This is a genomic window from Sphingomonas sp. DBB INV C78, assembly GCF_042693015.1.
GTDB lineage: Bacteria > Pseudomonadota > Alphaproteobacteria > Sphingomonadales > Sphingomonadaceae > Sphingomonas_E.
The window spans coordinates 5068920-5093001 of the sequence record NZ_CP170544.1 but is presented as its reverse complement, the minus strand read 5'-3'; the positions used below and the strand labels follow the sequence as shown (position 1 = coordinate 5093001).

Here is a 24082-nt window from a genome sequence, read left to right as displayed (position 1 = left end):
CGTCATCCCCGCCTTTCCGCAATGCGGGCCGAGACGCTGTCGATCACGCGAAGCATATTGGCGATATCGGCATCGGGAATGCCGGCGAACAATTCGTCGCGCAACTCGGTCAATCGTGCGTCGATCTTGCCCAACAAGGCCTTCCCCGCCGCGGTGAGCGCCAAACGATTGGAACGCTTGTCATCGGGATGCTGCTCCCTTTCGACGAGGCCGCCAAGCTCCAACTGATCGAGCACGCGCACGGTGGACGGCTGGGTGATGCCGATCGCCTGCGCAAGATCGATCTGGCGTGCCTCCGGCCCAAGTCGATCGAGATAGATCAGGCACCAGGCCATGGAGTTGGAAACCCTGAGTTCCGCCAGCGCGGCATCCGCAAGCTGTCGCCAGCCGCGGGTGACGAGCGGTATCCGCTGGGCCAGCTCCTTCTGCATCTGGGATCGTCGCATTTTAGTTAGATAGCTATCTAAGTAAATTTTGGCAATGACGGTGCGGCCCGGCGCCCTTCTCGAAAACGACATGGAGGCCTTATAACGACGGCACTTCCCCGAAGCGGAGGAGAGACTCATGTCGAACATGATCGCGATGGCCGTGCCCCATGCGGGCGGCAAGTTTGAGCGTGTCGAGCGCCCCATCCCCACCCCCGGCCCCGGCGAACTGCTGATCGAGGTCCACGCCTGCGGCGTCTGCCACAGCGATGTGATGACGGTTCAAGGGCTTTTTGGCGGCATCCAATATCCGCGTGTGCCGGGGCATGAGGTGGTCGGCGTGGTGACGGCTGTCGGCGACAAGGTTTCGGGCTGGCAGGTCGGCGACCGCGCCGGCGTCGGCTGGTTCGGCGGTTCCTGCGGCTATTGCTCCCGCTGCCGCCGCGGCGACGCCTTCGCCTGCGAGACGATCACCGCGATCACCGGCGTCACCCGCGATGGCGGCTATGCCACCCATCTCGTCGCCGATGCATCGGCCGTGGCGCATGTCCCCGCCGATCTCGACGCAATCGAGTCCGCACCCTTGCTCTGCGCCGGCATCACCACCTTCAACGCGCTGCGCAATTGCGGGGCGCGCGCCGGCGATCTCGTCGCGGTCCATGGTGTCGGCGGGCTCGGCCATCTCGGCATCCAATTCTCCCGCCGGCTCGGTTTCCGCACCGTCGCGGTCAATCGCGGCCGGGACAAGGAGGAACTGGCCCGTTCGCTCGGCGCGCATGACTATATCGACAGCCAGGAAGGCGATGTCGCCGAGGCGCTGCACAAGCTGGGCGGCGCCCGCGCGATCATCGCCACCGTCACCAGCGCGGATGCGATGCAGGCGATCGTCGGCGGGCTCGGCCCCAATGGCGTGATGATGGTGATCGGCGCGGTCGGCACCTTCCCGGTCGACACGATCGCTTTGCTCAACAAGCGCGCCACGGTGAAGGGCTGGTATTCGGGTGTCGCCGCGGATTCGGAGGACACGCTCGCCTTCAGCAAGCTCAACGATGTGAGTTCGATGAACGAGATTTTCCCGTTCGAGGAAGCGCAGGCGGCCTATGACCATATGCTGAGCGGCAAGGCCCGGTTCCGGGTGGTGCTCAAGATGCGCTGAGCGGCTATTCGCCCATCGCGCCGCCATCGCCCCCGTCGCGCCGGCTGGACCAGACGCCGCGGCCGGCGGCATAGGCCTCCAGTTCGCGCCAGTGCCGGTCCCAGCCGGGGCCGCGCTCCTGCGAGGGCACGACCGCCTCCACCCAGGCCCGCGCCCGCGACACCGGATTGACGTCTCCCTGACGCAATCGGCGCAGGATATCGGCCAGTTCGGATACGGGCTGCGGCTCTGGACTTTCGGGATCGGTCATCATCGACGCGCATAGGCGTGGCGCGGGCGCCGCTCAAGCACGCATCCCGGCGCGCACACAAGTCATTGATAAAAATATATTCTTCTTCCGCATAACCCGCTGAGCCGTCCCTCAACCGGGGTGAGCCGAGTTCTTGGGGCGCCCCGCTTGCTTCCCATCGCGGCCGCATGCCTTCAGGAGGGGGGAGATGCATGGCCTGGTCCCAGCTCCTCCGGCAAATTTGCTGCGAGACGCCAGCCTGTTCCTCGATTTTGACGGCACGCTCGTCGAAATCGCCGAGCGGCCGGACGCCGTGCGCGTCGACGAGCGGCTTGCAGGCCTGCTGTCGCTGCTATTTCAAAAGCTTGATGGGCGCATCGCGCTGATCAGCGGGCGGCCGGCGGATGAGGTGCGGACGCTGACCGGCCTGACGCCGCTGACCATTGTCGGCAGCCATGGCATGCAATTCCAATGGGCGGACGGGCGGCGATCTATGGCGCCCCGCCCCGCGGCGCTCGTCGACATATTGCAGGAGTTGCGCGACCTGGCGGCCCGGCTTCCCGGCGTGCTGGTGGAGGACAAGCCGCTGGGCGCGGCGCTCCATTTCCGCCAGGCGCCCGATGCCGAAGCGACGTGCATCGCGCTCGCCGAGGGCCTGGCGACCGCGCACGGGCTGACACTGCAATTCGGCAAGATGATGATCGAAGTCCGCGCGTCGGGCGGCGACAAGGGCAGCGCCGTTCGCACGCTGATGGCGGAACCCGCATTCGCGTCCGGGCGTCCCCTGTTCATGGGCGACGATGTGACCGACGAGCCGGGCTTCACGGCGGCCGTTGCGCTGGGCGGCGCGGGCGTGCTGGTCGGTCCGGAACGAACCACTGCCGCCCGATATCGGCTGCCCGGCGTCGGCGAAGCGCTCCGCTGGCTGGAAGCCGCCTGCAAGGACATTTCATGACATCACTCGATCTCTGGCCGATCGGCAATTGCCAGGTCAGCGCCCTGATAGATCGCGCCGGCCGCTTCATCTGGGGCTGCGTGCCCCGCGTCGACGGCGACCCCTTATTCTCCGCCTTGCTCGGCGGCGACGAACCGCAGGCGGGCTATTGGGCGATCGACCTGGAAGACGGTGTCGCGATCGAGCAGGAATATCTGCGCAACACCCCGATCCTGATCACCCGCCACACCGGGGCGGGCGGCAGCATCATCGAGGTGGTGGATTTCTGCCCCTATTTCCGGCGGCTCGGCCGCAGTTACCGCCCCGTCGCCTTCGCCCGGATCGTCCGCCCGATCGCCGGCAGCCCGCGCATCCGGGTACGGCTTCGCCCGACCTGCGGCTGGGGCGGCGAATGCGGACAGCGGATCGGCGGCACCAACCATATCCGTTACCAGATGGACGCGATGACCCTGCGCCTGACCACCACAGCGCCGGTGGGCATGGTGCATGAGGAGCGCAGCTTCCGCCTGGAGGCGCCGCTCCATTTCTTCCTGGGGCCCGACGAGAGCTTTACCGGCAATGTCGGCCCGAGCGTGGATGCGATGCTGGCCGATACGGTGGCCGAATGGCAGGAATGGGTGAGGGGCCTCGCCACCCCGGTCGAATGGCAGGACGTGGTGATCCGATCCGCGATCAGCCTGAAGCTCTGCCAGCATGAGGAAACGGGGGCGATCGTCGCGGCGCTCACCACCTCGATCCCCGAACATGCCGGGTCGCAGCGCAATTGGGATTATCGCTACTGCTGGATCCGCGATGCCTATTACACGGTGCAGGCGCTCAACCGGCTGGGCGCGCTCGACGTGCTCGAAAACTATCTCGCTTATCTGCGCAACATCGTCGACGGGGCGAAGGGCGGCCATATCCAGCCGCTTTACGGCGTGCTGGGGGAGGCACGGCTGGAGGAGGGCTTCGCCGACAATCTCCCCGGCTATCGCGGCATGGGCCCGGTCCGCGTCGGCAACCAGGCCTATGAGCAGATTCAGCACGATGCCTATGGCCAGATCGTCCTGTCCAACACCCAGGCCTTTATCGACCAGCGCCTGTTCCGCATGTCGGGACTGGAGGATTTCGAGGCGCTGGAGAAAGTGGGCGAGCGCGCGTGGATCTTCCATGACGAGCCCGATGCGGGCCTGTGGGAATTGCGCACGCGGCAATCGGTCCACACCTATTCGGCGGCGATGTGCTGGGCGGCCTGCGACCGGCTGGCGAACGCCGCCGCGGCGCTGGATCTCACCGACCGCGCCGCCTTCTGGCAAAGCCGCGCCGATCACGTCCGCGCGCGCATTGAGGACGCCGCCTGGCGCGCGGAGACGCAGCGCATGTCCGCCACCTTCGCCGGCGACGATCTCGACGCGAGCGTGCTGCAACTGCTCGACCTCAAATTCCTGACGCCGGACGATCCCCGCTTCCGCAAGACGCTGGAAGCGATCGAGGCCGGGTTGCGGCGCGGATCGCACATGCTGCGCTACGCCACGGAGGATGATTTCGGCCTGCCCGAAACGGCGTTCAACGTCTGCACCTTTTGGCTGATCGAGGCCCTGCACCTGACCGGTCGCACAGAGGAAGGACGCCTGTTGTTTGAAGAAATGCTGACCCGCCGGACCGCCGCGGGGTTGCTATCCGAGGATATCGACCCTGCCACCGGCGAGCTGTGGGGCAATTATCCGCAGACCTATTCGCTGGTCGGCATGATCAATTGCGCCGTGATGCTCAGCAAACCGTGGAGCGCGGTGCGATGAGCCGGCTGATCGTCATCTCCAACCGAGTCAGCGCCGGCGGCGGCGCCCAAGGCGGCCTGGCCGTCGCTCTCACCTCGGCTTTGCGCGAGCAGGGCGGCATCTGGTTCGGCTGGTCGGGCAATCGTACCGACGAGTTTACCGGCCATATCAACTTCCAGCGCGAGGACGGCGTGACCACCGCCACCGTCGATCTGGAGGATCAGGACATCGAGGAATATTATAACGGCTACGCCAACCGTACGCTGTGGCCGCTGTTCCATTACCGCATCGACCTTGCGGAATATGAGCGCGATTTCGCCGGCGGCTATCAGCGCGCCAACGAACGCTTCGCCGATACCGTCATGCCCCTGATCGAGGCGGAGGACGTGGTGTGGGTGCAGGATTATCATATGTTCCCGCTGGGCGCCGAGCTGCGCAAACGGGGCCTGCGCAACCGTATCGGCTTCTTCCTCCACATCCCCTGGCCGCCGCGCCGGCTGCTCGTCACCCTGCCCGAGGCGCGCGAGCTGGTGGAATCGCTGCTCGAATATGACGTCATCGGTTTCCACACCGACGAATGGCTGCAATCCTTCTGCGATTATGCCCGCGAGGAACTGGGCGGCACGCTGAGCGAGGATGGCGTGCTGGAAATCGGCGATCGCCGCGTCCGCCTGATCGCCTGCCCGATCGGCATCGACGCCAAGGATTTCGCTGCGCTGGCCGCCAGCGACAAGGCACGCGAAACATATGATCTCGTCCGGCACAGCGCCGTCGGCCGCGCGCTGATCGTCGGCGTCGACCGGCTGGATTATTCCAAAGGGCTGGAGGAACGCTTCCTCGGCTATGAGCGCTTCCTGACCGAAAATCCGCATGAGCGGAAGGAGGTGGTGCTATTGCAGATCGCGCCGCCATCTCGCGCGTCGGTGGAAAGCTATCAGCGGATCCGCAACGCGCTGGAAGGGCTGGCCGGGCGCATCAATGGCGAGCATGCCGCGCTCGACTGGGTGCCGATCCGCTATGTGAATCAGGGCTATTCGCGCGACGTGCTGGCCGGCGTCTATCGCGCCAGCCGGATCGGGCTGGTAACCCCGCTGCGCGACGGGATGAACCTGGTCGCCAAGGAATATGTCGCGGCGCAGAACCCCGACGATCCGGGCGTGCTGATCCTGTCGCGCTTTGCCGGGGCGGCCGAGCAGATGAAGGATGCGCTGCTTGTGAACCCCCATAGCGCAGAGGAAATCTCAGACTCGATCCGGCAGGCGCTCGCCATGCCGCTGGCCGAGCGCAAGCAACGCTGGAAAGCGCTGATGCAGGGCGTTCAGGATCAGGACGTGATGTGGTGGCGCCGCCGGTTCACGGCGGCGCTGTTTGCGGAGCAGCCTCCGGTGCTGCTGCGGAGCGTGCCCTAGAAGCTGGCGACATCGATTATCGCCTGGGCGAAGGCCTTCGGCGCCTCCTGCGGCAGATTGTGGCCGATGCCGCCGCCGATCAGGCGATGGGCATATTTGCCGGAGAATTTGCGGGCATAGGCCGATGGTTCGGGATGGGGCGCACCATTGGCGTCGCCTTCCAGCGTGATCGTCGGCACCGTGATGATCGGTGCGGCCGCCAGTCGCGCCTCCAGCCCGTCGTAGCGCGGATCGCCTGCGGCAAGGCCGAGCCGCCAGCGATAATTATGGACGGTGATCGCGGCATGATCGGGGTTGTCGAGCGACTTTGCCGACCGTTCGAAGGTCGCATCGTCGAACGCCCATTGCGGCGACGCTGTCTGCCAGATCAGCCGCGCGAAATCGCGATAATTGCGCTCATAGCCGATCCGGCCGCGCTCGGTGGCGAAGTAGAATTGATACCACCACGCAAGCTCCGCCCTGGGCGGCAGGGGTGCTTGATTGGCCTGCTGGCTGCCGATCAAATAGCCGCTGACCGACACCAGCGCCTGACAGCGTTCGGGCCAGAGTGCGGCGACGATATTGGCGGTGCGCGCCCCCCAATCGAATCCGGCGACGAGGGCGCTGGGAATGCGTAACGCATCCATCAGCGCGATCACATCGAGCGCGAGGACCGACTGCTGGGCGTTACGCACCGCACGGACGTCCAGAAAGCGGGTGGTGCCGAAGCCGCGCAGATGGGGAATGAGCACGCGATAGCCCATTGCCACCAGCAACGGCGCGACGTCTGCGAAGCTGTGAATATCATAGGGCCAGCCGTGGAGCAGGATCACGGGGCGCCCCTTGGCCGGCCCCATTTCCACATAGCCGATGCTGAGCGGGCCGGCGGTCACCTGCTTCGGCGCCGGAAAAGCCAGAGGCTGCGCCGCAGCGGCCTGCGACAGCGCGAAAGGGGCTGCTGCCAGGACGCCCAGGAAAAGGCGCCGTTGCGGATCGGCAAGGTTTTGCTGGTTGGCGATGCTCATCGGATATCTCCACAAGGAACGATCAGTGGTGGCTGGCAGTCGCCGGGACGACGAAAGAGACGGTCTTGCTGTCGAGCGGCCGATGATTGGCATCGGCGAGCGTCATCCTCACCTTGTGCGGACCCGCGGGCAGGCCGACGAGGATCACCGGCTCCCCACTGGCATCCGCCCAATGCCAGGGCGCATCGTCGACCTCGACATGGATATGGCCGATGCGTGGCGTGACATTGAGCGCCTTGGCGCCGAACACCGGCACGATCCGCAGATTTTCGGCGCGATACTGGATGAAGACCTTCCCGTCGGCGAGCGGCCCGGCGAGCGGCGGATCGACGATGAGGCGGGCTGGCGGCTGCGGCGCCGCGAGCGGCGCGACGGCGGCTGGCCCCACTATCTCGGCGGCACTCTGGGCGCTCGCGGGATTGGCGACGCCAAGAGCGAGCAGCGCGGCGGGAAGCATTATCCTGAACATCTGCATTCTCCGGTTCGAACGGGTCAGGCCGGCAGCGGAGCCTGTCCGCCGAAGGAGTGCGGATCGAGGCGCTGCCCCGATCCGCATCGGCAAGGTCAGAGGAGGTTGGTCGTCACGTCGATATTGCCGTGGACGGCCTTCGAATAAGGGCAGATCGCATGCGCGGCGTGGATCAGATCCTGGGCGACCGCGCGATCGAGGCCTGGCAGGCTGACGTCGAGGCGGGCGCGCAGGAAGAAGCCGCTCGCATCGCGAACCAGATCGATCTGCGCGTCGACCGCGGTATCGGCCGGCAGTGCGATCTTCTGCTGGGCGGCGGCAAGGCCGAGCGCGCCGATGTAGCAGGCCGACCAGGCGACGCCGAAGAGATTTTCGGCCGCCGGATGCGGATCGGGCAGCTTGACGTCGAGGAAGCCGTCGCTGCTGCGGCCGGCGCCGTTGGGGCCGCCAGTGGTGTGGGTGCGGCCGGTGTAAAAAACCTTCTCGGTCATGTCATCATCCTTTCGAGGGTTGCGATCGGTTACGATTAGATCGGATACGATGTAAATGGACTCGATGCGGATGAATGTCAACCCTTCCGATTTGATCGGATACGATCTATATACGCATCAGACGCATCAACCCGACGGAATATCGCCATGAGCAAGAAGGCCCCTGCCCCCGCCACCCATCCCAAGCTGGCGGATTTCCTGTGTTTTTCGATCTATTCGGCCAACCTGGCTTTTGGCCGGGCCTATAAGCCGATCCTGGAGGAGTTGGGGATCACTTATACCCAGTGGATCATCATCGTCGCGTTGTGGGAGGAGGATAACCAGACCGTCAAAAGCCTGGGCGAGAAGCTGTTCCTCGAATCGAACACGCTGACCCCGATCCTGAAGAAGCTGGAGGAGCTCGGCTTTCTCCGTCGCCAGCGCGACCCGGCCGACGAACGGCAGGTCGTCATCAGCCTGACCGATGCCGGCCGCGCGCTCCGCGAAAAGGGCGCGCAGAAGACTTTGGTCGCCGCCTCCGGCCTGGGCGCCGACGAGTTTCGCCAGGTGCAGCAGGCAGTCGCGCGGGTGCGGGACAATCTGCTCGATCATGTCGGCAAGACGGGCTGATCCGCCTCAGCCCGCCCGAATTTGCGCGTGACGGCTGCCCCGGATCGGATAAGTTGCCGGTCTGCAAAGGGATTAGACATCGTGACACATCGCGCATTGACCGCCATCGCGCTCTGCCTCGCCGCCGGGCCGCTTTCCGCACAGACCAACCCGCCCGCCGACAAGCCGGTCGAACAGACGCAGGCGCCCGAAAACGAGGCGACGACGCCGCGGCCCGACAAGACGATCAAGCTGCCGCCGCTGAAGCCCACGGCGAGCGCGACGGGCGCCGCGCCCGCCGCCAAGCCGGCCAAATGGGACGTCAACGCGCCGCGCGGGCTCACCACGCGCCAGGTGAGGATCGACGTCGATGAAGGGAGCTGGATGAATGTCGACGTCTCGCCCGACGGCCGCAGCATCACCTTCGACTTGCTGGGCGACATCTACACCATGCCGATCGCCGGCGGCACGCCGACGCGGATCGCCGAGGGGTTGGCGTTCGAGCATCAGCCGCGCTTCTCGCCCGACGGCAAGCGCATCGCCTTCACCTCCGATCGCGGCGGCGGCGACAATATTTGGGTGATGAATGTCGACGGTTCCGACAAGCGCCAGGTGACGAAGGAGGATTTCCGCCTCCTCAACCAGCCGAGTTGGAGCCCGGACGGCCGCTTCATCGCCGCGAAGAAGCATTTCACCACCGGCCGCTCGCTCGGCACCGGCGAGGTGTGGCTCTACCATGTCTCCGGCGGCGGCGGCGTTCAGCTTGTGAAGCGTGCCAGCGAACAGCTCCAGAAGGAACTGGGCGAGCCGATCTACGCACCCGACGGCAAGAGCATCTATTACACGCGCAACGTCTCGCCCGGCCCGATCTTCGAATATGCGCAGAATTCGCGGGCGGACCTGTTCGATATCGAGCGCTATGATGTCGATAGCGGCGAGGTGACGACCGCTGTTTCGGGGGTCGGCGGATCGGTGCGGCCGACGCCGTCGCGCGACGGCAAGCGGATCGCCTTCGTGCGGCGCGAGAACAACGTCACCAAATTGTGGGTGAAGGATTTCGCGACCGGCATCGAGCGCGTCGTCTATGGCCCGCTCGATCGCGACGTGCAGGAAACCTGGGCCGTCACCGGCGTCTATCCCAACATGGCGTGGACGGCCGACGACAAGGCGATCGTCCTCTGGTCGGGCGGCAAGCTCCGGCGGGTCACGGTGGACGGATCGGGCGACGGCGTGATCCCGTTCCGCGTCAACGACACGCGCGTGGTGGCAACATCGACCCATCCGCAGATCGAGGTCGCGCCCAATCGCTTCACGACGAAGATGCCGCGCTGGGCCAGCGCCTCGCCGGACGGGCGCAGCATCGTCTTCGAAACACTCGGCAAGCTATGGATCAAGCCCGTCGCCGGCGGCGCGCCGAAGCGGCTGACGCGGGGCGATGGTGAGCTGGAGATGTTCCCGAGCTGGTCGCGCGACGGCAAGACTGTGGTCTTCGTCGGCTGGACCGATGCCGGGCTGGGTCAAATCCGCACCGTAGCGGCCAGCGGCGGCAGCGCGCGCACCGTGACCAATGTTGCCGGCCACTATCGCCGTCCGCGCTTCTCCCCCGACGGCAAGACCATCGTCTTCGAACAGGGCGAAGGCGGCGATCTGACCGCGGCGCGCGGCAATCCCGGCACCGGCGCCTATCGCGTCGCGACAGCAGGCGGCGCGCCGGTGCGCATCGCCAGGGATACGGCCGCGCCGCAGTTTGGCTCCAACAACGACCGCGTCTTCCTGATCGCCAATGAAGGCGACAAGCGCCAGCTCGTCAGCACCGACCTGTCCGGCGAGAACCGCCGCGTCCACGCCTCTGGTGCGCTGGTGAATGACTATCAGGTCTCGCCGGCCGGCGACTATGTTGCCTTCCGCCAGAATTATGAGGCGTTCGTCGTGCCGCTGATGCCCGGCAAGCAGGCGGTGGAGATCGACACCAAATCGGGCGCGCTGCCCGTCACCCGCGTCAGCGGCGACGGTGCGGACTTCATCACCTGGTCGAACGATGGCCGCCAGATCCATTGGAGCGCCGGCCCGACCTTCTACACCGCCGAAATCGGCGCCCTGTTCCGCAGCGCGCCGGCGAGCGAGGACGCGCCGAAATTCGCGGCTCCGCGCACGGGCACTTCGCTTTCGATGGAGGTAGCCGCCGACAAGCCGACCGGCACCGTGGCGCTCACCGGCGCGCGTGTCGTCACCATGGCGCAGGCCGACGGCGGGATCATCGACGATGCCACGATCCTGATCCGCGGCGACCGCATCATCGCCGTCGGCCCGCGTGCTTCCGTCACCGTGCCCGCAGGCGCGAAGCTGGTGGATGTGAGCGGCAAGACAATCATCCCCGGCCTGGTCGATGCGCACGCGCATGGATCGCAGGGCGAGGATGAAATCGTGCCGCAACAGAACTGGTCGGCCATGGCCAATCTCGCACTCGGCACGACGACGCTGCACGACCCCTCGTCACGATCGGCGGAAATCTTCCCGGCGGCGGAGATGCAGCAGACCGGCATGGTGCTGGCCCCACACACCTTCTCGACCGGCGAAATCATCTATGGGGCCAAGGCGGCGGACGTCTATGCCGAGATCAACGATTATGAGGATGCGCTCGCGGTCGTCCGTCGACTGAAGGCGCAGGGCGCGCACAGCGTCAAGAATTACAACCAGCCGCGGCGCGAGCAGCGGCAGATGGTGGTCGCCGCTGCGCAGGCCGAAAATATGGAGGTCGTGCCCGAGGGCGGATCGCTCTTCACGCTCGACATCACCCACGTCCAGGACGGCAATTCGACGGTCGAGCATAATGTGCCGCTCGAACATTTTTACGCCGATGTCGTCAGCCTCTGGTCGCAGACGACGGTGGGTTACACGCCCACACTCGTCGTCGCCTATGGCGGCCCGGCAGGCGACCCCTATTGGCGCGCGCATAGTGATGTGTGGCGCCATCCGCTTCTCTCGCGTCATGCGCCGCCCGCCCTGCTGGCCGCGCAGAACGCGCGCCGCGTGATCGCGCCCGAAGAGGATTATGTCGACGGCGATACCGCGCGCGAGGCCAAGAAGCTCGCCGACAAGGGCATCCATGTCGCGATCGGCGCGCACGGCCAGCAGCCGGGGCTTGGCGCGCATTGGGAATTGTGGAGCTTCGTCCGGGGCGGCTGGACGCCGATCGAGGCTTTGCGCGCCGGCACGATCGCAGCCGCCACGTCGCTCGGTTACGCCAAGGATGTCGGATCGCTGGAGGCGGGCAAGCTAGCCGATCTCGTCGTGCTCGATGCCGATCCTACGGCCGACATCCGCAACAGCGACAAGGTGGCGCAAGTGATGCTGGGCGGCCGTCTCTACGATGCCGCAACGCTCAACGAAGTCGCCACCGGCAATCGCAAGCGGCAGGCTTATTGGTGGGAGACGTCCGGCGATGCCACCGGCACCGCCGCGCGCATCACCGTCGGCCATGGCCATGGGGACGTGGACTGACGATCATCCCCTTATCTGTTGCGGTGGGCGCCGGCTTGGACAAAAACCCATAAGGTGATGAACATGCTGCCGACCCCCGGCGAAGCTTATTACATCGCCGAATGGGTCATCCGACTGATCATGCTGGCCATCGTGCCGTTGCGCCGTTCGCCGACGGCCGCGGCAAGCTGGCTGTTGCTGATCTTCTTCCTGCCGGTGCCGGGGCTGATCCTTTTCCTGGCGATCGGATCGCCGCGTTTCCCCCGCTGGCGCGCGGCACGCTTCGAACGGCTGCGGCCGTTCTTCGCGATCGTCACGGCGAAATTGCAGCAGGCAGCGCCCACCGACACATCCGACATCACCGAACTGGCGGAGCGGCTGGGTTATTTGCCCGCGGTCGGCGGCAACCATATCGAGCTGCTCACTGATTATGACGGGATGATCGACGGGCTTGTGGCCGACATTGATGGCGCCCGCGATCATGTCCGCATCCTCGCCTACATCTTCGCCGACGATGCAACGGGCAGGACAGTCATTACCGCGCTTGGCCGGGCGGTGCGGCGCGGGGTGACGTGCCATGTGCTGATCGATCCGGTCGGCTCCTATCGCTGGATCAGAAACACGCTGCGCCTGCTGGAAGCCGAAGGCGTGCATGTGCGCGCGGCCCTGCCCTTTCGCCTGCTGCGCGGACGCACCCGGCGCGACATGCGCAACCATCGCAAGCTGTTTATCGTCGACGGCAGGGTCGGCTATTCCGGATCGCAGAACATCGTCGCCAGGGATTTCCGGCCGGGCGTGACGAACCGGGAACTGGTCGTCCGCGTGACGGGGCCGTTGGTCGCCGCCATGTCCGCGGTGTTCGTGGCGGACTGGTTCCTCGAGACCGAGACGATGCTGGCCGATATGGTCGACATCCCGGAAAGCAGGGGCCCTTCCGCGCTGCAGGTGCTGCCGAGCGGCGCCGACTATCCCAAGGGCGGATTTTCGACGCTGCTGACGTGGCAGATCGGGCAAGCGGAAAGCGAGATCGTCCTCGTCACCCCCTATCTCATTCCCGACGAGGGGCTGCTCGGCGCGCTCCGGACGGCGGTGCTGCGCGGGGTAGACGTGCGGATCATCGTGTCGGCGGTCGCAGATCAATGGCTGGTGCGGCTGGCGCAGGAATCCTTCTATACCGAGCTGCTGGCCCGCGGCATCCATATCCACCGCTACCGCGATTTCCTGCTCCACGCGAAGAGCGTCCGCATCGATCGGCGGCTCGGGATCGTCGGATCGAGCAATGTCGATATCCGTTCTTTCCAGCTCAACGAGGAAGTGAGCTTGCTGCTGTTCGATCAGCACGCGCTCGACGAACTGCAGACGATCCAGCGCGACTATATCAACGGCAGCGACGAGGTTTCGCTGGAAGCCTGGCGCGAGCGGGGCCGGCTGCGCAAACTGGCGGAAAATGTCGCCCGGCTGGTCAGCCCATTGCTGTGAAAGAGCTTCTCACAAATAGCTGAGCCACCAGTCGCGACGGCGGACCTTGAGGTCGCCCCACCAGCGGCACAGCGGATAGAGGATCGCGATGGCGACCGCCCAGGTGGCGTAGACCACCCATAAAGACTGGCCCGTGCCTTCCAGCAGTTGGGGCATGAAGATGGCGTTGCGGATAGCGTCGAACGAACCCGCGATCGGCCGCCCCGTCGCGATCAGCACGATCAGGCTGAGCGTGTGGACGAGATAGATGTGAAGCACGTAGGCAAAGAGCGGCACGGCACCGAAGGTGCGGAAGAATTCGGCGACCACTCCCCTCCAGCGCTCGATCAGCGGCACGAGCATCAGGACCGGGCCGATCGTCGCGCAGACATAGAGCAGCGAGGGCGGATATTTGCGGACATCGAGGAAATCCATCAGCGTCGCGCCGAAATCCGCATGCACCGTCCATGGCTGGGGATCGCCATAGGCCGACGTGAGGCGGAGCAGTAGGAACAGGCCGATCATGCCGAGGCCGATGAAGGGCAGAATGCGATCGCGCGCGGGCGACAGGAAGACCGCGCCGATGCCGTATCCGAACGCCATCACGCCAATCCAGGCAAGCACCGGATAGGCCTGGAACGCGATCACGCCTTCGGGCGGCACGGCTGACGGTGGCCAGATGCCGCCGGTCTGGAGGAACTGCCAGAGCGGCCCCCACGCTCCGAGCGCTGCCGGGTCAACACCGTCGAACAGATTATGCCCGGCGATGATGGCGATGCCGATCGCCAGCACCGCGATCCGCGGCAACCAAACAAGGGCGGCAAGCGCAATCATCGACCAGCCGATCGCCCAGATCACTTGCAGGAAGAGGAGCCAGGGGACCGAAAAGGCCCAGCCGAAGCTCATCACCGTCACCTCCAGCAGCAGCAGCCACAGGCCGCGCAACAGCAGGAAGCGCGACAATATCGGCGTCGGCTTGCCCTTTACGTGCTGGAGCCAGGCGGAAAGGCCGGAGAGGAAGACGAAGGTCGGCGCGCAGAAATGGGTGATCCAGCGGGTGGCGTAGAGCAGCCCCCAGCTCTGCTCTGGATCGAGCGGATCGAGCGCATAGCCGCTGATGTGGAGATAATCGCGGACATGATCGAGCGCCATGATGACGATCACGAGACCGCGGAGAATGTCGATCGAGCGCAACCGCGCGCCCGCTGTCAGGGCACCGGAAGGAACAACAGTGGCTGACCCCGCGACCTGATCCATCGACGCCCCCATCGTCGCGTGCATGGCGCCGGAGTGTAGGTCGATCGGCGCGTGGGGGCCAGCGCGGATCAGCGTGCTATTTTGGGCAGTTCGCTCGCCACTACCTCGTTCGTTTCCCGCGCGATCGACCAGAGCAGGCGGGGGTTGGCGCGATCCCAGGCGATCGCCTGGCCGGGGGTCGGCAGTGCGATCGTCGCGACATGCTCCAGCCGCGATCCGGCGGCCGGCAGCTTCAGGGCATAAGCCTCCGGCCGGTCATGCCCGGTGACGTAAAGCAGGCCATCCGCATTCCACGCCCCGCCCGACGAACTGCGCGGTGCGAAGCGTTCGAGCACTGTTTCCGGGAAGAACCACGCCCCCTGCTCGACGAAATTGCGGTCGAAGCGGACGAGCACCGTGGTGCGATGATCGCGACCGGCCTCCCCGCCCTTGCCGTCATAATTGGCGAAACAGGCCCACCAGCTTCCGTCATGCCAATCGAGCCAGGTCAGCGAACCGCGGCCGGGGCCGAGGCTGCGGGTGGCGACATGCTGCATCTTCGCGACATCGAACCATTCGATCGAACTGGCCTGCGGCACGTTCGGGTAGTTGGACGCCGCGCACACCATCCTCGTGCCCAGCAAGGAGCAACTGTTCATGTGGATGAACAGGCGTGGATCGCCCTGCCACAGCGCGATCCGCTGGCGCGTGCGCCGGTCATATTTGCCGATCTGGCTGTTGGATATGGCGTAGACGTAACGCTTGTCGGCGACGACGCCCTGATGCGCCTCGGGCGCGGCGAAGCGCTCGACCTCGGTCGCGGACGGCGACGGGCTTTCACCCGTCGCCGCCGCCAGCAAAGCAAGCAGACCGATCATCAGAACTTCGCCGAGATGCCGCCGTAGAATGTGCGGCCGTAGCGCTCATTCTGGATGATCCAATCGCGGCCGCCGCCCTGATATTGCCGGGTCGGCTCGTCGGTCAGGTTCTGGGCTTCGGCGAACAAGCGGATATTGGGCATCACTTCCACACTCACCTTGGCGTCCAGGCGGCGAAGATCGTCATTATACTGATCCTGATAGCTGAGATCGCCCGCCGACAGCAGCGCCTTGCCGGTGTTGTGATAGGCGATCGAGGCTTCGACGATACCCTTCTGGTAGAAGAGCTGCGCGCCGAACAGGAAATCGGACTGACTGGGGAAGGAGGACGAGCGCCCGTCCGGCAGCCGCAGCGTCGAATTGACCAGCGTTCCCGTCAGTTCGACGCCGAAGCCGGACAGCAGCCCCGGCAGGAAGGTAAACTGCTGCTGATAGGCGGCCTCGATACCGACGATATCGCCCTTGTCCGCATTCAGCGGCTGCGAGAAATCGAGCACGTCATAGAGGCGCCCGTCGAAGGTGACGTTGTTGAGCGTGTAGCTCTGCGTGAAGATCGGGTTCTTGATGAACTTCGCGAAGACGCCCACCGAGATCAGGCCACCTTTGGCGAAATACCATTCGGCCGACGCATCGAGATTGTCGGCGCGATAGGGCTTGAGGTCGGAATTGCCGAGCGAGACCGAGCCTTCGAACGTGCCCGGCGTCGCACCATCCTCATAGCTGACCGATCCGCCCGGCGAGAGCTGGCTGTAATTGGGCCGGCCGAGGCTGCGCGAATAGGCCAGGCGGAACACCGTGTCCGACGAAGGCTCGATCCGCACGATCAGGCTCGGCAGCCAGTCGTCATAGCTGTTGCTGCTGGTCGCGGGCACGACGGTCGTGCCTTCCTCCAGCCGGAAACCCGTGACCTTCAGCTTGGTATGCTCGAAACGCAGGCCGGGCGTGATCGTCACCGCGCCGAACCGCAGATTGGCCATGGCGTAGGCGGCGGTGATGTCCTCATCGACGACGAAATCGTTGAGCGTGGCGTTGGACAGCGAGGTGGCATTGTCCTTGACGAACAAAGCGCTCGACAGATTCTCCGCGGTGAAGGCGCGGATCTTGTCGAGGTCGATCGTCGGCGAAATGAGGAACGGCTTGCCGTCCTGCGGCGAGACGAACACCGGATCGCCGGCGAGATCATATTGGGCCAGCGTGAAGCGGTTGGCCGAACTGCCCCGCGTCCAGGTATCGTTGCTGGAGTCGAAATCCTTGTCGGTGGTGCGATATTTGCCGCCGAGCTTGAGGAAGCTGCCGTCGCTTAAACCCGCCAGATCATAGGTCGCGTCGACCCGGCCCTGCCAGATATCCTCGTCCCCGCGCTCATTCTGCTCGGTATATTGGCGGAAGTTCATCTGGCTGGCGTCGCATTCGGTGCGGGGCGTCGCCGAGAAGATCTTGTCGCTGAAATCGAAGTCGACGGTGCCGGGGTTGCAGCGGAACTGCCAGAGCTGGTTCGGCTCGCGCACCTCATTGTGGACGCGCGCCAGCACATAATCCAGCTTGAGCGCGTCGAACCGGCTCGAACCGCCGATCATGCCCGCCAGCACGGACTTTTCCTTATGTTCCTGCCGCAGATCCTGCCGCCGTTCCGGGCCGGTGCCGACATTGGGCGTGCCCGTGACGGTGCCGCTCTCGCCGTCGGGATTGAGCGTGAAATTCGGTGAGGCGATCAGCGCATCGGTCGCGAAATCCAAGCGATAGCGCTGGCGATATTCGTCCTCGGTGAACTTGCTGTATATGCCGCGGATATAGAATTGATGGTCGTCGCTCGGGCGCCAGTCGAACGATCCGGTCGCGCCGATGCGTTCGCGCTTCAGGCTGTAATCGGTGAGCTTGGTGTTGATCGGCATGCCGCCGCGCGCGGCGCCTTCCACCGGGCGCCAATCGTCCGGATAGAAGCCGTAGCTGGTGAAGGTGCGGTCGGAGTAGCTTGCGCCCAATGTCACGCCGAACTGCTCGTCGGCGCCGAAGCGCTTGGCGATGCTGACGTCGCCGCGGATCGGCACCTTGTCGTTGAGTTCCTGATAGCCGGCCTGGGCGTTGATGGTGAGCGCGAAGGGATCGCGGAAATCGAAGGCGGTCTGGGTGACGAGGTTGATCGACCCGCCGATGCCCTGCCCGTCCATGTCGGCCGTCTTGACCTTCGCGACCTCGACCCGGTTGAGGAGCTGGCCCGAAATCACATCGAGCGGCAGCGATCGGGTCTGCCCATCGGGATTGCCGATCTCGATGCCGTTGACGGTGTAGCCGTTGAGATCCGAGGGCACGCCGCGGATCGCCACATAGCGTCCCTCGCCCTGATCATAGGTGACGCCGACGCCGGGCAGCCGTTCGACCACTTCCGCCACGTTGCGATCGGGCAGTCGGCCGATCTCGTCGGCAGCAACCACGTCGGTCACGCCGATCGCGTCGCGCTTGGCGGCGATTGCGCGTTCCTGCTGGGCGCGTTGGCCGGTGACGACGATGTCTTCGGCGGAGGCATCGGCCGTCTGGGCCTGGGCATAAGAGGCGGACAAGAGCGCCAGCGTGATCGCAATGGCGGCGGACGAAATCTGGTAACGCGTTTTCATTGTTGGGCTTCCCGGTGTTGGTCCGGGGCGCGTTAGGCAGCAGTTGTGACACCCGCGTGGTCGTGATATTACGATTGAAAGACAACGACTTTTAAAATTTGTTGCCGATATCGCAATGCACAGCCTAGGCGGCAGCTTGCCGGACCATATCTCGTCCGGAACGATCAACCTATTGAAGTTGATAGAAAATCATTTCCTCCGTTCGTCGCGAACGGCGGCGATTATGTTGGTGTTGTTAACTATTGGTCGGTAGCGTTCCGGCTTGGCAGTGGCGGGATTTGGACTGGGATGGGTTCGCGAAGGGAGCCAGGTGAAAGGCTGACGGCATGGCTCCTCGGCTCGCGGGACAAGCTTCCGGATGCGATCGCCGTGCAGCTGATGAACGGCCTTTTCACGTCGGTGCCGATCTTCCTTGGCGGCATCCTCAACACCGCCGCGGTCGCATCGGTCGCCGTCTGGCGACACCCGACCGCCCCCTTCATCGGCTGGCTGCTGTTCGAGGTCGTTCTCGGTGTGATCCGGCTGACGATCCTCGTCCGTGGACAGCCAGCATTGCAAGCCGGCCGCACGCCGCCCCGCCTGGCCGCCGCCATCCTCTCCTGCTTCTGGTCGGGCTCCGTCGGAGTCGGCACCGCCCTGTGCCTCACCAGCAGTGATTGGGTGCTGGCGACGATCGCCTGCCTTTCCGCCGCAGCGATGGTGTGCGGCATCTGCCTGCGCAATTTCGGCACGCCGCGGCTGGCGGCGCTGATGGTCTTCCTTGCACTCGCGCCCTGCGCCGCTGCCGGGCTGATGACGGCCGAGCCGATCCTGCCGATGATCAGCGTGCAGTTGCCGATCTTCATGGTGACGATCTTCTCTGCATCCTTCACGCTGCACCGGATGATGGTGTCGCGAATGACCGCGCTCAGCGATCTTCAGCGCAGCGAATCGCTCAACCAGACGATCTTGAAGTCCAGTCCCGACTATACGCTGATCCTTGATGCAGAGCGTCGCGTGATCTTCTGCAACGAGCCCAATTCGGATCGTTTCGACGATGAAAACTTGATGGGACGAGACTGGCTGACTCTGCTGCCCGAGCGCGATCGCGGCGCGGGCCAGCGCGTCCTGGAAAATGCGAAGTCAGGGCGATCGGAAAATCTGATCACGCATGATTTCGACGCCAGCGGCCATAAGCGCTGGTTCCACGTCATCGCCAACCCCATCTCTGACGGATCGGGCCGCCTGATCGTCGTGTCGCGCGACATCACCCACCAGAAGAAGTCCGAGGAACAGGCGATCTGGATGGCGCAGCACGATGCCCTGACGGGCCTGCCCAACCGGGCCGTGCTGCAGGATCGTCTCGACGCGATGCTCGACGATGCCAACCTGGCGATGGCGGGAGCTTTGCTGGTCGTTGATGTCGACAACTTCAAGTCGATCAACGACACGCTGGGGCATGATGGCGGTGACGCGCTCCTCTGCACCTTCGCCAGGCATCTCCGCTCGGCGGTGAGTGAAGGGGATATCGTCGCCCGAACCGGCGGCGACGAATTCGCGATCATCCTGAACGCCCGCACCGAAGCGGAGGTCGAGCGCACGGCCGCGCGGATCTTTGAGGCGCTGCGGGAACCGTTCAGCCATGCCGGCCGCCTGATCGAATGCGGCACCAGCATCGGCGCCAGCCTGATCCCGCGCGACGGCAAGCTCCGTTCCGAGATCATGAAGGCGGCCGACGTCGCCCTCTATGCCGCCAAGGCCGGCGGCCGGGCGCAACTCCGCATCTTCGAACGCGCGATGATGGTCGAGGTGGAAAAGCATCAGGCGATGATCGCCGCAGCGCGCTACGCCCTCCAGCGCGACACGATCATCCCGCATTATCAGCCGAAGATCTCGCTGCGAACCCAACAGACGGTCGGCTTCGAGGCGCTCTTGCGCTGGAAGGATCGCGACGGCCGATTGCAGGGCCCCGATCTCATTAAGGCGGCGTTCGACGATCCGGCACTCGGCGGCCCGATCAGCGACCGGATGCTGGAGAAGGTGCTGAAAGATGTGCAGCGTTGGGTGCATGACGACATCGCCTTCGGCCATGTCGCGATCAACGTCACCGCCGCCGATTTCCGCAGGGGTGGGTTTGCCGAAACGATCCTCGCCCGCCTCGACGGATGCGGCGTTGCGCCTGCCTGCATCCAGATCGAAGTCACCGAAAGCGTGTTTCTGGGCCAGAGCGCCGAGGATGTGAAGGATGCGCTGCGTCACCTCAGCGATCACGGCATCCGCATCGCGCTCGACGATTTCGGCACGGGCTATGCCTCGCTATCCCACCTCAACCAGTTCCCGGTCGACCTGCTCAAGATCGACCGGTCGTTCATCGAAAAGATCGGATCAAACGCCGATGCCGAGGCGATTTCGGCGACCGTCATCAACCTCGGCCACTGCCTGAACCTCGAAGTCGTCGCCGAAGGCGTCGAAACCACGGCGCAGGAACGCGACCTGATCGCCATGGGCTGCGATACCGGGCAGGGCTTCCTCTATTCCAGCGCGCTGCCGGCTGAGGAAGTCCGCGGCTTTCTGTCGCTGCGCAGCGCTTCCTTCGCGGAGATGCGCAGGGCCTGACCCCGGCAGCGCGAGATCAATCCGGCTGGCCGCGCGTCACCGGGATCAGGGCGCCGCTGATCGATCGTGCCGCGGGAGACGCGAGGAAAAGAATCACATCGGCGATCGCCTGCGGCTTCACCCACTTGCTGGTATCGGCATCGGGCATGTCGGCACGATTGGTCGGCGTGTCGATGATGCTCGGCAAGACGGCGTTCACGGTGACGTTGCTGTCGGCAAGCTCGGCCGCCAGCGCCTCGGTAAGGCGGTGGACGCCCGCCTTGGACGCGGCATAGGCGCCCATCCCCATCGCCGCCTGCACCGCCGCGCCCGCACCGATATTGATGATGCGGCCAGCCGCGCTGGCCTGGACCGCGGGCAGCACCGCCTTGGTGATGGTGGCATTGGACTTGATGTTCATCGTGAACATCTTCTCCCAACTCGCGATGCTGCCGCCATCGAGCGTTTCCCAGGTGAAACCGCCGGCGATGTTGACGAGCACATCGATCCCGCCGAGCTTCGCCGTCACTTCAGCTACCGCGCGTTCCACCGCCGCGGCGTCGGTCAGGTCGACGCCCGCCAGATCCACGCCTCCGGCCAGGCTGTCGGGCGCCGTGGGAGCGAAATCGATCCGCGCGACCCTGTCGCCCTGCGCGGCGAAGGCCGCCGCCACAACCCGGCCAAGCGCCCCGAAACCGCCCGTCACGATGATGCTGCGTCCGCTCATATGATTTCCCCAATCGCGATATCAGGCCTGACCCTTAAAACGGGCGCGCGCGACTGTCAGTCCTGGACGAAGCAATGGCGGCCACATTACGCAACGACGGCAGAAGAGCCGCAGGCCGTCAGGCGGTGATCGGAATGTAACCCGATGTACGCTCCACCGCCGCGATCCAGGCGGAGATGGCGGGATAGGCCGAGAGATCGAAGCCGCCCTCGCCCGCGACATGCGTGTAGGCGTAGAGGCAGATGTCGGCGAGGCTGATCGCGCTGCCGACGAAGAAGCCGCCACTCGTGCGCAGATGCTTCTCCATCACCGCCAGCGCCGCATCGCCGCCGGCCCGCTTGCCGGGGATCGCCGCGCGCTGCGCCTCGCTCAGCGCATTTTCGCCGACGAAGGCCAGCCAGAAGCGGAGCGTGGCGACGTTGGGCTCGTGATTATATTGCTCGAAGAACATCCAGCGCAGCATGTCCGCGCGGTCGAAGCGATCGGCCGGGATCAGCGGCGATCCGTCCGCCAGCCACACGCAGGCGGCGTTGCTTTCGGGCAGGAAGCGATCGCCGATCTGCAGCACCGGGATGCGGCCATTGTCATTGACGTTGGCGAGGAAGGCCGGCGTCCGCGTCTCCCCCGCCATGATGTCATATTCACGCCGCTCGATCGGAGTACCCAGCAGCGCCGCCGTCAGCCGGATCTTGTAGCAATTTCCGCTGTTGGAATATTCGTGGAGGATCAGCTCGGCCATCGCTGCCACCGTCAGCGCGAAAGATCAGTGAACAGCGACAGATAATAGCTGATCGACGGCGCGATATTGCTCACGGGCGTCCGTTCGTTCAGGCCGTGGCTGAAATCGTCGGATTCCTTCATGAAGACAGGGCTCGCGCCGTAGCTCGGCACGTTCTGATAGCGGAACCACATGCTGTCGCTCGCGCCCGAGGACATGGCCGGGAAGACCGGCACGCCCGGATAGACCTTACCCAAAGCCTTCTTCACCGCCGCCACGAAATCGGGCCGCATCGGCGATGCGTCGTTGGGCACCGATCCTTCGGTCACGTCCTTGAAGCTGATCGCCGGCTCCGCCGCGACGCGCTGCAGTTCCGCCATAATGTCCGCAGGCTTGTGGCCGGGGAAGATGCGGCAGTTGATGTTCGCGGTGGCGCGCTGCGGCAGCGCGTTCAGAGCATGGCCGCCATTGATCATCGTCGTCACGCAGGTCGTGCCGATCTTGCCGATCATCGATGGATTGGCGTTCAGCGTCGCGATTGCCGCCTTGTCGGCGGGGTTGGCCGCGAACGCCTTCATCGCCGCCGCCGTCTGCGGGTCTTCATATTTCGCGGCTTCGACGAAGGACTGCCGGGTCAGTTCGTTCACCTCGGGCTTGAACTGATACTGGCCGATCCGCGCCAGCGCCGCGGACAGCTGGTTGATCGCATTGTCCTTGCGCGGCGCGGAGCTGTGGCCGCCGGGGTTGGTGACGGTCAGCTCGAAATCGGCATAGGTCTTCTCGGCACCCTGCCAGGTGAAATAGAGCGGCTTGCCCTCTTCGGACATCATCCCGCCGCCGCCGTCGATATTGAGGACGAGATCGGCGTCCTTCAATTTCTCGGCGATGATCGCGCTGGTCTTCATCGTCGTTTCCTCGTCGCCCGAGAATTCGAGGATGATCGTGCGACGCGGCTTGTAGCCCTGCCGCTTGAGTTCGACGAGCGACGCGACGGCAAGCGCCGCGTCCAGCTTCATGTCGGTCGCGCCGCGGCCGTAGAGATAGCCATTCTCGACGATCGGCGTGAACGGATCGCGCTCCCAATCGGAGGGCTTGGCCTCGACCACGTCGATATGGCCGGAAATCACCAGCGGCTTCAGCTTGGGATCGCTGCCCGGCCAGCGCGCGATCATGTAAGCGGTATCGTCGATCGGCGTGATCTCGATATCGCTGGCAGAAAAGCCGGCGGCGACGAGCGAGGATTTGAACAGCTCGGCCACTTCCGGCGTCTTGTTGCCCGGCCCCGCGACCGACCGCAGCGCGATCGACTTCTTGGCGAGATCGAGCGCCTGTTCCTCGGCCACCGGATGGCCCGGCCCCGCGGCCAGCGCGGTGGAAGAGAGGAGCGCAAGCAGGGAGAACAGGCCGACAGATTTCATGGAATGGTCCTTTGCCAATGCCGAATGGCTCCGTTTGTTGACCATCGGTGCGGACGGCGCAAGCGGTGCTGGACGATCTGCGTGGGTGGCTTGTCGATGGAGTGAGCGGCCTTTTTGGTTCGGCTGCCCACCTCCTCCCCAAGCCGTCACCCCAGCGGAGGCTGGGGTCCATGGCTCGCGCGGCAACGACCGCCGTCGCGAGTGGAAAGAGCCATGGATGCCAGCCTCCGCTGGCATGCCGGGAAATGAATGATGGTGCCGTTGCCTAGGCTGCGTGGACAAATCTCATGGTGAACCACCGTCCGGTTTCAGGCGGCAGGTCTCAAGCACTGGAGGCCTGCCTTGTCGGGGGAAGTGGACACCACCTTTTCGTCACCCCGGACTTGTTCCGGGGTCCACCGTTACGCACGCACTGGCATTGATGATCGAGTACCGGCGCTGCATCTAGGATCAGGCGACGCTGCCAAGACCTGAACCGTTAGCAAATACGCCCAGCCG

19 protein-coding genes are annotated in these 24082 nt (G+C 65.0%); 8 read left to right on the top strand and 11 right to left on the bottom strand.

Going from position 1 to position 24082, the window contains the following annotated elements; all coding sequences use genetic code 11:
• Positions 1-2: 2 nt before the first annotated feature.
• Complete coding sequence (locus tag ACFB49_RS24300) at positions 3-431, bottom strand: MarR family transcriptional regulator (protein WP_380874488.1); 429 nt, start codon at positions 429-431, stop codon at positions 3-5.
• A 133-nt stretch (positions 432-564) separates the two neighbouring features.
• On the opposite strand from ACFB49_RS24300, the gene ACFB49_RS24295 reads away from it, so the two are divergent.
• Positions 565-1581, top strand: coding sequence for an alcohol dehydrogenase (locus tag ACFB49_RS24295; protein ID WP_380874487.1), 1017 nt, complete (start codon positions 565-567; stop codon positions 1579-1581).
• A gap of 4 nt (positions 1582-1585) precedes the next feature.
• On the opposite strand, the gene ACFB49_RS24290 is transcribed toward ACFB49_RS24295, so the two are convergent.
• Positions 1586-1831 carry a hypothetical protein gene (locus ACFB49_RS24290; RefSeq protein ID WP_380874485.1) on the bottom strand — a complete coding sequence of 82 codons (246 nt, stop codon included), beginning with the start codon at positions 1829-1831 and terminating at the stop codon, positions 1586-1588.
• Positions 1832-2018: 187 nt separating this feature from the next.
• Here ACFB49_RS24290 and otsB point away from each other — a divergent pair, with 187 nt between their 5' ends.
• Genes otsB through ACFB49_RS24275 form a run of 3 tightly spaced genes read left to right on the top strand, consistent with a single transcriptional unit; the run spans position 2019 to position 5931 of the window.
• On the top strand, positions 2019-2765 hold the full coding sequence (otsB, locus tag ACFB49_RS24285; protein ID WP_380874483.1) for a trehalose-phosphatase: 747 nt from the start codon (positions 2019-2021) through the stop codon (positions 2763-2765).
• The gene (locus tag ACFB49_RS24280) at positions 2762-4543 is read left to right on the top strand and encodes a glycoside hydrolase family 15 protein (protein ID WP_380874482.1); all 1782 of its coding nucleotides are present in this window, start codon (positions 2762-2764) and stop codon (positions 4541-4543) included. Before otsB ends, ACFB49_RS24280 begins: the two co-directional genes overlap by 4 nt.
• On the top strand, positions 4540-5931 hold the full coding sequence (locus ACFB49_RS24275) for a trehalose-6-phosphate synthase (protein ID WP_380874480.1): 1392 nt from the start codon (positions 4540-4542) through the stop codon (positions 5929-5931). The genes ACFB49_RS24280 and ACFB49_RS24275 overlap by 4 nt, the downstream gene beginning before the upstream one ends.
• Here the strand turns inward: ACFB49_RS24275 and ACFB49_RS24270 are convergent.
• From ACFB49_RS24270 to ACFB49_RS24260, 3 genes are all read right to left on the bottom strand, one after another.
• Positions 5928-6935 (bottom strand): alpha/beta fold hydrolase, encoded by a 1008-nt coding sequence (locus tag ACFB49_RS24270; RefSeq protein ID WP_380874479.1) that lies wholly within the window; start codon positions 6933-6935, stop codon positions 5928-5930. The two genes, ACFB49_RS24275 and ACFB49_RS24270, sit on opposite strands and share 4 nt — an antisense overlap.
• Positions 6936-6957: 22 nt before the next feature.
• Positions 6958-7404 carry a DUF6130 family protein gene (locus tag ACFB49_RS24265; protein ID WP_380874477.1) on the bottom strand — a complete coding sequence of 149 codons (447 nt, stop codon included), beginning with the start codon at positions 7402-7404 and terminating at the stop codon, positions 6958-6960.
• Positions 7405-7499: 95 nt separating this feature from the next.
• On the bottom strand, positions 7500-7895 hold the full coding sequence (locus ACFB49_RS24260) for an Ohr family peroxiredoxin (protein WP_380874475.1): 396 nt from the start codon (positions 7893-7895) through the stop codon (positions 7500-7502).
• A 147-nt stretch (positions 7896-8042) separates the two neighbouring features.
• Here ACFB49_RS24260 and ACFB49_RS24255 point away from each other — a divergent pair, with 147 nt between their 5' ends.
• From ACFB49_RS24255 to cls, 3 genes are all read left to right on the top strand, one after another.
• Positions 8043-8504: a MarR family winged helix-turn-helix transcriptional regulator gene (locus tag ACFB49_RS24255; protein WP_380874474.1), complete on the top strand. Its 462-nt coding sequence runs from the start codon at positions 8043-8045 to the stop codon at positions 8502-8504.
• An 81-nt stretch (positions 8505-8585) separates the two neighbouring features.
• Positions 8586-11984: an amidohydrolase family protein gene (locus ACFB49_RS24250; protein WP_380874472.1), complete on the top strand. Its 3399-nt coding sequence runs from the start codon at positions 8586-8588 to the stop codon at positions 11982-11984.
• Between the two features lie 63 nt (positions 11985-12047).
• Positions 12048-13442, top strand: a complete 1395-nt coding sequence (gene cls, locus ACFB49_RS24245) for a cardiolipin synthase (protein ID WP_380874470.1) — start codon at positions 12048-12050, stop codon at positions 13440-13442.
• A 9-nt stretch (positions 13443-13451) separates the two neighbouring features.
• Here cls and ACFB49_RS24240 read toward each other — a convergent pair whose 3' ends face one another.
• From ACFB49_RS24240 to ACFB49_RS24230, 3 genes are all read right to left on the bottom strand, one after another.
• Entirely contained in the window at positions 13452-14678 is a 1227-nt protein-coding gene (locus ACFB49_RS24240) for a DUF1624 domain-containing protein (RefSeq protein WP_380874469.1), read from the bottom strand.
• Between the two features lie 68 nt (positions 14679-14746).
• Positions 14747-15535 carry a hypothetical protein gene (locus ACFB49_RS24235; protein ID WP_380874468.1) on the bottom strand — a complete coding sequence of 263 codons (789 nt, stop codon included), beginning with the start codon at positions 15533-15535 and terminating at the stop codon, positions 14747-14749.
• Entirely contained in the window at positions 15535-18147 is a 2613-nt protein-coding gene (locus tag ACFB49_RS24230; protein ID WP_380874467.1) for a TonB-dependent receptor, read from the bottom strand. The genes ACFB49_RS24235 and ACFB49_RS24230 overlap by 1 nt, the downstream gene beginning before the upstream one ends.
• A gap of 378 nt (positions 18148-18525) precedes the next feature.
• On the opposite strand from ACFB49_RS24230, the gene ACFB49_RS24225 reads away from it, so the two are divergent.
• Positions 18526-20742: a putative bifunctional diguanylate cyclase/phosphodiesterase gene (locus ACFB49_RS24225; protein ID WP_380880105.1), complete on the top strand. Its 2217-nt coding sequence runs from the start codon at positions 18526-18528 to the stop codon at positions 20740-20742.
• Between the two features lie 16 nt (positions 20743-20758).
• Here ACFB49_RS24225 and ACFB49_RS24220 read toward each other — a convergent pair whose 3' ends face one another.
• The 3 genes from ACFB49_RS24220 to ACFB49_RS24210 form a co-directional block, all read right to left on the bottom strand.
• Entirely contained in the window at positions 20759-21448 is a 690-nt protein-coding gene (locus tag ACFB49_RS24220) for an SDR family NAD(P)-dependent oxidoreductase (protein ID WP_380874466.1), read from the bottom strand.
• A gap of 118 nt (positions 21449-21566) precedes the next feature.
• Positions 21567-22187, bottom strand: a complete 621-nt coding sequence (locus tag ACFB49_RS24215) for a glutathione S-transferase family protein (protein WP_380874465.1) — start codon at positions 22185-22187, stop codon at positions 21567-21569.
• Between the two features lie 11 nt (positions 22188-22198).
• Positions 22199-23584 carry a M20/M25/M40 family metallo-hydrolase gene (locus tag ACFB49_RS24210; RefSeq protein WP_380874463.1) on the bottom strand — a complete coding sequence of 462 codons (1386 nt, stop codon included), beginning with the start codon at positions 23582-23584 and terminating at the stop codon, positions 22199-22201.
• Positions 23585-24082 lie beyond the last annotated feature (498 nt).

Excerpts from the sequence above, each read along its gene's own strand:
- ACFB49_RS24265 (WP_380874477.1), bottom strand. The coding sequence starts at position 7,404 with ATGTTCAGGATAATGCTTCCCGCCGCGCTGCTCGCTCTTGGCGTCGCC.
- ACFB49_RS24210 (WP_380874463.1), bottom strand. The coding sequence starts at position 23,584 with ATGAAATCTGTCGGCCTGTTCTCCCTGCTTGCGCTCCTCTCTTCCACC.
- ACFB49_RS24300 (WP_380874488.1), bottom strand. The coding sequence starts at position 431 with ATGCAGAAGGAGCTGGCCCAGCGGATACCGCTCGTCACCCGCGGCTGG.
- ACFB49_RS24235 (WP_380874468.1), bottom strand. The coding sequence starts at position 15,535 with ATGATCGGTCTGCTTGCTTTGCTGGCGGCGGCGACGGGTGAAAGCCCG.
- ACFB49_RS24255 (WP_380874474.1), top strand. The coding sequence starts at position 8,043 with ATGAGCAAGAAGGCCCCTGCCCCCGCCACCCATCCCAAGCTGGCGGAT.
- ACFB49_RS24290 (WP_380874485.1), bottom strand. The coding sequence starts at position 1,831 with ATGACCGATCCCGAAAGTCCAGAGCCGCAGCCCGTATCCGAACTGGCC.
- cls (WP_380874470.1), top strand. The coding sequence starts at position 12,048 with ATGCTGCCGACCCCCGGCGAAGCTTATTACATCGCCGAATGGGTCATC.
- ACFB49_RS24225 (WP_380880105.1), top strand. The coding sequence starts at position 18,526 with ATGAACGGCCTTTTCACGTCGGTGCCGATCTTCCTTGGCGGCATCCTC.
- ACFB49_RS24215 (WP_380874465.1), bottom strand. The coding sequence starts at position 22,187 with ATGGCCGAGCTGATCCTCCACGAATATTCCAACAGCGGAAATTGCTAC.
- ACFB49_RS24240 (WP_380874469.1), bottom strand. The coding sequence starts at position 14,678 with ATGGATCAGGTCGCGGGGTCAGCCACTGTTGTTCCTTCCGGTGCCCTG.
- ACFB49_RS24220 (WP_380874466.1), bottom strand. The coding sequence starts at position 21,448 with ATGAGCGGACGCAGCATCATCGTGACGGGCGGTTTCGGGGCGCTTGGC.
- ACFB49_RS24280 (WP_380874482.1), top strand. The coding sequence starts at position 2,762 with ATGACATCACTCGATCTCTGGCCGATCGGCAATTGCCAGGTCAGCGCC.
- ACFB49_RS24295 (WP_380874487.1), top strand. The coding sequence starts at position 565 with ATGTCGAACATGATCGCGATGGCCGTGCCCCATGCGGGCGGCAAGTTT.
- ACFB49_RS24230 (WP_380874467.1), bottom strand. The coding sequence starts at position 18,147 with ATGAAAACGCGTTACCAGATTTCGTCCGCCGCCATTGCGATCACGCTG.
- ACFB49_RS24270 (WP_380874479.1), bottom strand. The coding sequence starts at position 6,935 with ATGAGCATCGCCAACCAGCAAAACCTTGCCGATCCGCAACGGCGCCTT.
- otsB (WP_380874483.1), top strand. The coding sequence starts at position 2,019 with ATGCATGGCCTGGTCCCAGCTCCTCCGGCAAATTTGCTGCGAGACGCC.
- ACFB49_RS24275 (WP_380874480.1), top strand. The coding sequence starts at position 4,540 with ATGAGCCGGCTGATCGTCATCTCCAACCGAGTCAGCGCCGGCGGCGGC.
- ACFB49_RS24260 (WP_380874475.1), bottom strand. The coding sequence starts at position 7,895 with ATGACCGAGAAGGTTTTTTACACCGGCCGCACCCACACCACTGGCGGC.